The sequence below is a fragment of the Kamptonema formosum PCC 10802 genome, assembly GCF_000332335.1.
In the GTDB taxonomy this organism is placed as follows: domain Bacteria; phylum Cyanobacteriota; class Cyanobacteriia; order Cyanobacteriales; family Oscillatoriaceae; genus Oscillatoria.
In genome coordinates this window covers 6,635,163-6,643,903 of record NZ_KB235948.1, presented here as the reverse complement: position 1 = coordinate 6,643,903, position 8,741 = coordinate 6,635,163, and the positions used below count along the sequence as shown (strand labels likewise).

Genomic DNA, 8,741 nt, shown 5'->3' with positions numbered 1-8,741 from the left:
CATTTAGGTTAGTACATGGGCATCATCGCATCACGCATGCATGGCATCACGCAAAAGCTGGTAGGGGCGGGTTTACTAACATCTGGTAAAACCCAGAAACATCTTGGGTGAACCCGCCCCTACTTACCCCATGCGCATGAGCCCCATGCGCATGAGCCCCATGCGCATGAGCCCCATAAGCCATGTCATTAATGTCTTAACCATGCTATAATTGAATCCAATTTGTGGCGCTTGGGTCAGGTTAAGCGGAGAGAGAAAGCCACCGATTCAATCTGTAAGTGACGGAAAATCCCAGCCCAGGAATGCGGCAATCCGAGCGGAGAGAGCAGTCGCGTCGAAGGGTTTGGCTATTGCACCGGCAATTTTATACTTCCGCAGCACTTGCGGATCGAGCCACCGCGCCTTAGCACTAAGCAGCACCACAGGAATCGCTTGAGTGTCTGGATTATTTCGGAGTCGCTCCAAAAATGTAAACCCGTCCATTTCTGGCATTGAGATATCCACTACAATCGCATCTGGACGGTCGAGTGAGGCTCTCCGCAACCCTTCTAAGGGGGAGTTAACGGCGAAGACATCCCAACCGCCTAAATCGGACAGACAGAGTTTCACGACCTCGCAGATGGCCCTTTCATCGTCGATTACTAATATGGATTTAACCGGCATTCTCACCCGCTCTAAAGTCTTCATTTTCTTCTCGGATTAACCAATTACCTTTTTAGGTTCTGGCAACTCGCGATCGCGCCGGTGAAGGGCGACACTTGAACGTCCCAAATCCACCCTAACCTTATATTGTGTAATCGAGCGCTGTTTGAGCATCCGAAATTTCAAAATATCATTCTTGAATTCCGCACAAACGCTTTCAGGATGAACCGGATAGGGCAGGGGAATTAAACTTTGAAATCGGCCCGGATGAAAATAACCTTCCACTTCTCTTTTTTCTGGCCATTTTCCCCGCACTAGAGCGGTTTCCGGACTTAATTCAACATCTAGCGTTTGGCCATCAGCATCAGGAATGTGGACTTCGACCAAAACTTCATTCTTGGTTTCGTGAATGGCAATCGCAGCCACCGCCACCTCATCTGTGTGGCCAATCCACAAAGTTGTTTGCTGGCAATCTTCCAGGAAGCTGGCCAATGAATCCTGCATGAATTGGGTGAGTTCATTTAAGCTTTGCAGCGCCGTCCAGTAAATCGAGTGCATGAGTGAATCTGTCAAATAGCTTCCGGAGGGGTACTTAAGAAGCTAAATGACAAAAATAAAAAACTGATAAAGATAAGAGGCTCTTATAAAAACTTAACATTCTGCCGGCCAGCCGAGAATATGGGCCACTTCCTCGCTGATCGTGGCGGGGTCAAAGGGTTTGGCAATCACCCCAGCAACGCCCATTTGAGCAAAACGGGCCCGATCGCTGGGCAGCACTTTCGCCGTCAGCAGAATGACTGGAATCGCTTGGGTGGCGGGGGAAGCCTGAAGTTGCTCAAACACCGCAACTCCGTCTATCTCCGGCATCGACACATCCAGCAGGATGGCATCAATTGCTTCGGTCTGGGCCAATTTCAGGGCTTCCTGGCCCGAGCCCGCCGTCAGGGTGGCCCATCCTCCCAAGTCTTCCAGGCAAGCTTGCACCAGTTCCCGGAGGCGCTCCTCGTCATCTACAATTAAAACTTGTTTGCTAGTCATTGGCACGATCTACTGGTAAGGGTAGGGTGAAGAAAAAGGTACTGCCGGCACCTATCGTGCTTTCAGCCCAGATTCGCCCCCCATGCTGTTCAATAATACTGCGACAGATTGCCAGTCCCAAGCCGGTGCCTCCTTTATCGCGAGAGTCGGAGGCATCCACTTGCTGGAATCGTCCGAAGATAGCTTCTAGCTTATCTGCGGGAATGCCGCGCCCGAGATCTCTGACTTGGAATAGCGCCCGATCCGCTTGTCGCTCAGCGCTGATGGTAATCGCGGTATCGGGAGGTGAGAATTTCAGGGCGTTGCTCAACAGGTTCGTCAGAGTTTGCACGATGGCATCGGGTGCCGCCCAGACTTCGACATCGGTGGGGTGGACAGACAGGGTGATGTGCTGCCGGTCGGCAATCGCTCGCACTCCCTCTACCGCCTGCTGGATTAAATCAGCTGCCTTGCAGGCTGTTTTCTCCAGGATAGCTCGACCCGACTCTAACCGCTCCAAGTCGAGAATATCGTTGACGAGACGCACTAATCGCTCGCTGTCGGTTAAGGCAATCTCAATCATGCGTTTGAACTTATCTGGCTTTTTGTCGTAGATGCCGGTTTTCAGCAAGCCCAAGGAGGCGCGAATCGCAGTCAGGGGGGTGCGGAGTTCATGGCTGACGATGCCAATGAACTCATTTTTCATCTCCTCGATTTTATGCCGTTCCGTAATGTCTTCGCCAATACTGACTGTGCCGATGATCCTGCCGGCAGAATCTCTGAGCAGCGTATTGTTCCAAGCAATAAATCGTTCCTCTCGCCATTTGGTTAGAATCAAATTATGATAGTACGGGTGCGCGTTAGAGGCCAAAATTTCCGAGAAAATCCTTTGCAGCTGCTGCCGGTGGGAGACAGGCAAAAAGGTTTCAAACCAGTTCTGGCCCAATACTTCCGATTCGGCGTAGCCGGTCAGCTTCAAGAAGAAAGGATTGACGTAATTCACCGCACCCGCTGGGTCAAGTCCGACGACGAGCAATTGCACGTTGTCCAGGAGAAATCGCCAGCGACGTTCCGACTCCCGCAGGATCGCTTCGGTTTGCTCGCGTTGGTGCAATTCGAGCTGAAGTTGCCCGTAAATTTCGGATTGCTGGATGGCGATCGCCAGTTGGCTGGCAATTTGTTCGAGCAATTCTATCTCCCAGGATTGCCAGTGACGGGATGCGGTATTTTGGTAGATGGCCAATAAGCCCCAGAGCGCCTCTCCCGAAAATATCGGGGCGACCGCGTAAGCTTTCGCTTGAAACTGCTGCAAGAGTTCTACATGGCAGGGCTGGAGCCCCGCTGTGTAAATATCTGCCACAACAAAGGTTTCGCGATTTTGGAAGCGACCCCCTCCAGTCTCTTGCAGGTAGGTGTCTTCCCAAACCTTTTTAACATCGGGGGTCACCAGTTTTACCCAGTCTGGAGTGACGGACTCCACGACAAAATCCCCACTCCAATCGACATTAAAGCGGTAAACCGCAGCCCGCTCGACTTGTAATGTCTGCCTGACTTCAGTCACCGCAGTATTGAGAGTGGCGTTCAGATCCAGGGACTGGCGAATCGCTTGCGTGATAGAAAAGAGCAACTGTTCTTGTTTGGCTTGCTGCTGCAGGGCTTTTTCAGCACGTTTGCGAGCGGTGATATCCGCCACCATGCCCAGCGCCCCGAGAAACTGCCCCGCCTCATCTAAAATTGGACTAGTGCAAATAATGCACCACAAATCAGACCCATCTTTGCAGCGAAACTTAAAGTCATGTTGCTCGGTTATTCCCTGACGGCGGGATTGCAGCTTGGCAGCAGCGATCGCTTCCCACGCTTCATCCATAAAGGCAAATAGGGATTCACCCATCATTTCTTCCGCGCTATAGCCAAGCATTTCTACCATTCTGGGATTCACAAAGTTGGTCTTGCCCTCAGCGTCAATGACCCAAATTCCCTCACTAGCTGTATGAACAATGCGGCGATACTTTTCCTCACTCAGCTTCAGAGCTTTTTCTGCTTGTTTGCGCTCGCTAATATCATTGTTAATTTCCAGTACCTTAATCGGTCTGCCGGCATCGTCTTTTTGGAGGACCCAGCGGCTGGCCACAGTGACCGGGCGATTGTCCCGGGTGAAATGAACCAGCTCTCCTTCCCAATACCCTTTTTCTAACAGTTCTGCTAGAATCTCACCCGGCGGCTTGGGAAACTGGGTTTTCAAGAAAGCGTGCAAGTCCTGTCCGAACGCCTCCGCTTTTGACCAGCCATACATGGACTCTGCCCCTTGGTTCCAAAACGAGATCGCCGAGTTCAGATCGCAGGTGATAATACTGTCGTGGGCGAGTTCTAGCAGTTGTGCCTGTTCTTTCAGCAATTGATAGGCGTGTTCTTTCTCCAGCAGGGCAACCAGCAGGCGATCGTTCACCTCTGTTAGTTCGGCTGTGCGCTGTGCGACCCGCTCTTCGAGTTCGGCATTCAGCTGTTGCAGGGTGAGTTGTGCCTGTTTGCGCTCGGTAATTTCCTCACAAACGGTACTGATGCCAATAATCCGCTCGCCATCTTTTAAGGGCAAAAAGCTCTCTACCCAGGTTCGCTGCACCCCGGGCTGAGCCGGTGTTTCGCCAGTGATTTCCACATTCAGGAGAGGTTGACCCGTTTCTAAGATGGAGTGCAATATGTTTTCGGTGGTGCCAGCCATTTCGGGCAAGAGTTCGCGCACTGTGCGACCGATATGCGCTCCCACAGAAAACCCATTGATTTCAGCCAGTCGCTGGTTGATCCGCACAAAGCGGAGGTCGGTATCCAAAACGTTCAGCCCAATGGGGGCTGACTGGTAGATGGTTTCAATCTCAGCCAGCTGCCGCTGAAGCTGTATTTCGCTTTCTCGCAGAGCGGCTTCCACTAGCTTGCGCTCCCTCAGTTCCGTTTGCACCCGCTCAAACAAATCAGCTTGCTGGATGGCAATACCGGCTTGGGTTGCCAGTTGCCGCATCAATTCAATTTCTGCCGGTTGCCATTCGCGAGGGCTAGCACAGTGGTGAGCGATCAGCAATCCCCACAGTTTTTCTCCCTTAGAGATCCCAACAACCAGGTTGGCTCTGACTTGGAAAGTTGCCAGCAATTCTATGTGACAGTTATCGATTCCGGCAGTATAAATATCTGATTTAGCGGTGAATAAGCCTTGTTTGAAGGGTTCAATATAGTTTTTCCCAAAGCAAGGATCGTATATCTGAGTGGATAAGATTGCTGTCCATTCGGACCCCACCGACTCTACCACAACGGTTCCGCTCCAGTCTGGGGCAAATTGAAAGATAATTACCCGGTCGCACTGCATAAATTGCCGCACTTGATCCACTGTAGTTTGGAGAAGTTCTTCCAAATTCAGCGACTGGCGGATGCGCTGGGCAATTTCCATCACCAGCCGCTGTCGCTCGAATTGCTGGTGCAGCAGGGTTTCTGCCTGCTTGCGCCCGTCAATATCCATAATGGTGCCGGTCATTCGCACCGGCTGGCCAGTTTCCTCATAAAAGCCGCGCCCTCGTGCCTCAATCCAGTGAGTGCTGCCATCTGGCCAGATAACGCGATACTCGTGCTGGTAGATGCTGCGTGTTTGCAGCGCTTCCTGCAGCGCCCGCTCCAAGCCTTGCCGATCTTCTGGATGCACGCAAGTGTCAAAGGTTTGATATTTGCCCTCAAACGCATCCGGATCTAGCCCCAATAACAGCGCATGCTCCGGCGACCACTTGACTTCTCCAGTGACCAGATTCCAGTCCCACATCCCCATCTGAGCCCCTTCCAGAGCCATCCGCAGCTGCTCGGCATTTTCCTGCGCCAATTGCCGGCTGAGTCGCTCAACCTTTTTTTTGCTCTCGTGAAAATTGTCAGTGAGCAGATCGATCGTCAGGGCAACCAGCAGGAAAAGACCTAACTGCAATAGCCCCTCTGGTCGCTCGACCCAAAATTGATTGCGGGGGGCAATAAAGAAATAACTGATCGTCAGTGTGGAAAGGACAGCGGCAACCATTCCCGGTCGAAAGCCGCCATACCAGGCACTGAAAATGATGGCGATGTAGAAAAGCGGACTGACGATCGGTGACAGGAGAGGTTTTAACCAGAGGGCGACGAGCAGGGCGCTCGCCGTTGAACCAATCGCCACCCCATAGGGCCAACATCGCCGGTAAACTCTCATCATCCCTCTCTTCTCTTCTTCCCGATCCTGTACTTATTATTCCCCCGTTGCCTGCGGAATTCCCCCCCGCCTGCTGTGCCAGCGCACGCGCTCAATTCGGCTGAGTATTCGCGTCACGAGTTCTGGACCTAGGACAGGCTTGGCAATGAAGTCATCAGCTCCAGCCGCAAAAGCTTGCTGGAGGGATTCCGCATCAGTATGCGCCGTCACCACCAAAATCGGGATATTGCCCCAATGGGTATCCTGCCGCACCACCTGACACAATTCTATGCCACTGACTGGGGGCATTTCTAGATCCAGCACCACTAAATCTGGGGATGTGGCGGTTAGCACTTCCCAAAATTGCTGCGGTTCTGTCAGCGCTGTCACCTCCAGTCCCCAGGGAGTCAGCAGCGCTGACAGTGCAGCCCCGATCGCTGGGTCATCGTCTACGAGCAAGACTTTGGCTTCGGAGGTTTTGGGTTGAGCCAGCACGCGGTCGAGCGCTTGAAAAATCTCCCGCACTGTTGCCGGTTTGCCTAAAAATTGTTTAGCACCTAACCGCGATACGGCTAAGCGCTTAGCAAGGCTATCTCGTCCGGCGAGCGCCACGACTGGGATATGGGGCTCGCCCTCTGTCAGTTCCCTCAACAGCGTCAGCCCATCTTCTTCTGTTTCCGAAAAACTTAAATCCAGGAGAATCGCATCGGGAGCCGCCAGAGCGATCCGGGAGCGGGCTGTTGCCAGATCGGCAGCAATTTTGATTCGGATTCCCCAAGCGTCTGCCTCTGAGAGCAATCGTTCTGCCAGCTTAGGATCGTCATTGATCGCCAAGACGCGACGAGTTTGGATTGCAGGGACGGGTTGAGGGGGCCAAGCCTCCGGAGACTTGGCAAACTCCTGTTGCAACGCCAAGACCAATTGGCAGAACTGGGAAATCTCATCCCCTTTCAGGGGGCGAGCGCCCATCAGTAAATGTTCGGCTTCCCGCGCCAGTGTAGAACCTTCTGGATAGCCAAAAGTTCCCATCGATCCGGCAAGTTTGTGCGCTTCACGCTCTGCTTCTAGCTGCAATTCATTGGTGAAATTTCCTTCCAACAGTGCAGTTTTTGATCGCTCCAGCACCTCAATCTGTTCCGCCAAAGAATTGCGAAATCTATCCAGCACACGACTGATAGCAGTCATATCTTTTGGCGCTGGGTTTTTCTGGCTGTCTCTGCTTTTTTTAGCGCCTAGTTCAGAAGTAGAGGCGGGGCGATTGGGGGCCGGCTTTAACCGATATCCCATGCCATAAACCGTTTCGATAATCTCTTCGAGAAGACCGCCGGCTTTCAGTTTCTTGCGCAAATCTTTAATATGCGTCGTCACGGCATTTTCAGTCGGTGCGTCATCAAACCCCCAAAGGCGATCTAGAATCTTGCTGCGGCTGAATATGCGATTGGGATTTTGCAAAAACAGTTCCAGCAGGTTGTATTCTGTTGCGGTGAGCGAAATCACTTCCCCCCCACAGGTGACTTTGGCGGAAGTTGAGTCTAAACAGAGCTCTCCCCAGCAAAGCGTTTGTGATGTCAAGGCACCGCTGCGGCGCAACAGAGCCCGAATCTTTGCTGCCAGTGCTTCCGGGTTGTATGGTTTGATAACGTAATCGTCCGCCCCGGCATCTAGACCGGCCACAATGTCCGCATTGGAATTCTTCGCGGTTAGCAGCAGGATGGGTTTAGTGTAGCCTTGCGAGCGCAGTTTCCGGCAGAGGCTAATTCCGTCCAGCTGGGGAATCTGCCAGTCCAGCAAAATCAAGTCATACTCAATCGCTGTGGCCAACTCCAGTCCGGTCTGCCCATCACTGGCCAGGGCGATCTGGCAATCATGGGCAGCCAGCAGTTGGGCCAGGGCTGCTCTCATCGATTTATCGTCTTCTACCAGGAGAATTTTCATAACAAGCCCTCTCCATTTGCCATAACTTGGCCCGCACCAGTGTTAGAGGCTGCGCCAGCGGACAGGAGAGTGATGCGGTGTTTCACCGGCACTGTTCTGACCGCAGGGGGACAAGGGGCAAAATAAATGATTCCGGTGGCAGCGGAATTCAGATGATTTTCCACTATTCTACTATCCTGGGGATGATTTATTAGCTCTGCTGGGAGTAAACTTGCAATCTTAACTTATCTTAAGCTTCAATCGCTGACAGCCCTTTAGGCCAGAAAGCTCAGCGCTTTGCAGGACTCCAGCGCCGTAAACGCCGGCACCCCTCCCAGATCCAGCATCCGAAGCATCTGTCAAAGATCCCGTCGCCGGTACAGGAGTCAACAATCCCCCACAGCGCCCGACTTAGTGTGTGTTCGGTTAACCGCATGCGGAAGTACGGGAAACCGAAGCAAGCGCGCGGTTTCAGGTTCACCGGCAGCCCTCACCCCCCCGAAATCGCGGCACAGGGGGATTTCGTCTTTCCCCCACAGCGCCCTCTTTGGTGTGTGTTCGGTTAACCGCATGCGGAGTTACGGGAAACCGAAGCAAGCGCGCAATTTCAGGTTCACCGGCAGCCCTCACCCCCCCGAAATCCCAGCAGAGGGGGATTTCGTCTTTCCCCCACAGCGCCCTCTTTGCTGTGTGTTCGGTTAACCGCATGCGGAGTTACGGGAAACCGAAGCAAGAGCTTGCGGCGGGCAGTGGGCAGTGGGCATTGGGCATTGGGCATTACTGAAAATCTTCCCCATGCCCGATGCGCCATGCCCGATGCGCCATGCGCCATGCGCCATGCCCCATGCGCCCTCGGTTCACCGGCACCTCCGCTGCGCCCTCTTTGGGCACCGGCTCTCCCACCACTGGGAGGAAGCACCGGCACTGACGCACTTAGGTTAGGACATTAATGGCAGCGGGCGATGGGGCGTTCCGCGCA

At 53.2% G+C, this 8,741-nt stretch carries 6 protein-coding genes; all 6 read right to left on the bottom strand.

Annotated features, from left to right (window positions below):
* Positions 1 to 267: 267 nt before the first annotated feature.
* The 6 genes from OSC10802_RS0129250 to OSC10802_RS51480 all read right to left on the bottom strand — a co-directional run bounded on the left by OSC10802_RS0129250 (position 268) and on the right by OSC10802_RS51480 (position 8,695).
* Positions 268 to 687 (bottom strand): response regulator, encoded by a 420-nt coding sequence (locus OSC10802_RS0129250; RefSeq protein WP_017720333.1) that lies wholly within the window; start codon positions 685 to 687, stop codon positions 268 to 270.
* 12 nt (positions 688 to 699) lie between these two features.
* The gene (locus OSC10802_RS0129245; protein WP_017720332.1) at positions 700 to 1,200 is read right to left on the bottom strand and encodes an Hsp20/alpha crystallin family protein; all 501 of its coding nucleotides are present in this window, start codon (positions 1,198 to 1,200) and stop codon (positions 700 to 702) included.
* 93 nt (positions 1,201 to 1,293) lie between these two features.
* Positions 1,294 to 1,680 carry a response regulator gene (locus OSC10802_RS0129240; protein ID WP_017720331.1) on the bottom strand — a complete coding sequence of 129 codons (387 nt, stop codon included), beginning with the start codon at positions 1,678 to 1,680 and terminating at the stop codon, positions 1,294 to 1,296.
* Positions 1,673 to 5,869 carry a PAS domain S-box protein gene (locus tag OSC10802_RS0129235; protein ID WP_026098919.1) on the bottom strand — a complete coding sequence of 1,399 codons (4,197 nt, stop codon included), beginning with the start codon at positions 5,867 to 5,869 and terminating at the stop codon, positions 1,673 to 1,675. Before OSC10802_RS0129235 ends, OSC10802_RS0129240 begins: the two co-directional genes overlap by 8 nt.
* A gap of 36 nt (positions 5,870 to 5,905) precedes the next feature.
* Positions 5,906 to 7,783 carry a response regulator gene (locus tag OSC10802_RS0129230; protein ID WP_017720329.1) on the bottom strand — a complete coding sequence of 626 codons (1,878 nt, stop codon included), beginning with the start codon at positions 7,781 to 7,783 and terminating at the stop codon, positions 5,906 to 5,908.
* Positions 7,784 to 8,539: 756 nt separating this feature from the next.
* Positions 8,540 to 8,695, bottom strand: a complete 156-nt coding sequence (locus OSC10802_RS51480; protein WP_155968564.1) for a hypothetical protein — start codon at positions 8,693 to 8,695, stop codon at positions 8,540 to 8,542.
* Between the last annotated feature and the right edge of the window lie 46 nt (positions 8,696 to 8,741).

Bases quoted from the DNA above. Each gene is read 5' to 3' on its own strand.
- OSC10802_RS0129235 (WP_026098919.1), bottom strand. From the start codon at position 5,869: ATGAGAGTTTACCGGCGATGTTGGCCCTATGGGGTGGCGATTGGTTCA.
- OSC10802_RS0129245 (WP_017720332.1), bottom strand. From the start codon at position 1,200: ATGCACTCGATTTACTGGACGGCGCTGCAAAGCTTAAATGAACTCACC.
- OSC10802_RS0129250 (WP_017720333.1), bottom strand. From the start codon at position 687: ATGAAGACTTTAGAGCGGGTGAGAATGCCGGTTAAATCCATATTAGTA.
- OSC10802_RS0129240 (WP_017720331.1), bottom strand. From the start codon at position 1,680: ATGACTAGCAAACAAGTTTTAATTGTAGATGACGAGGAGCGCCTCCGG.
- OSC10802_RS0129230 (WP_017720329.1), bottom strand. From the start codon at position 7,783: ATGAAAATTCTCCTGGTAGAAGACGATAAATCGATGAGAGCAGCCCTG.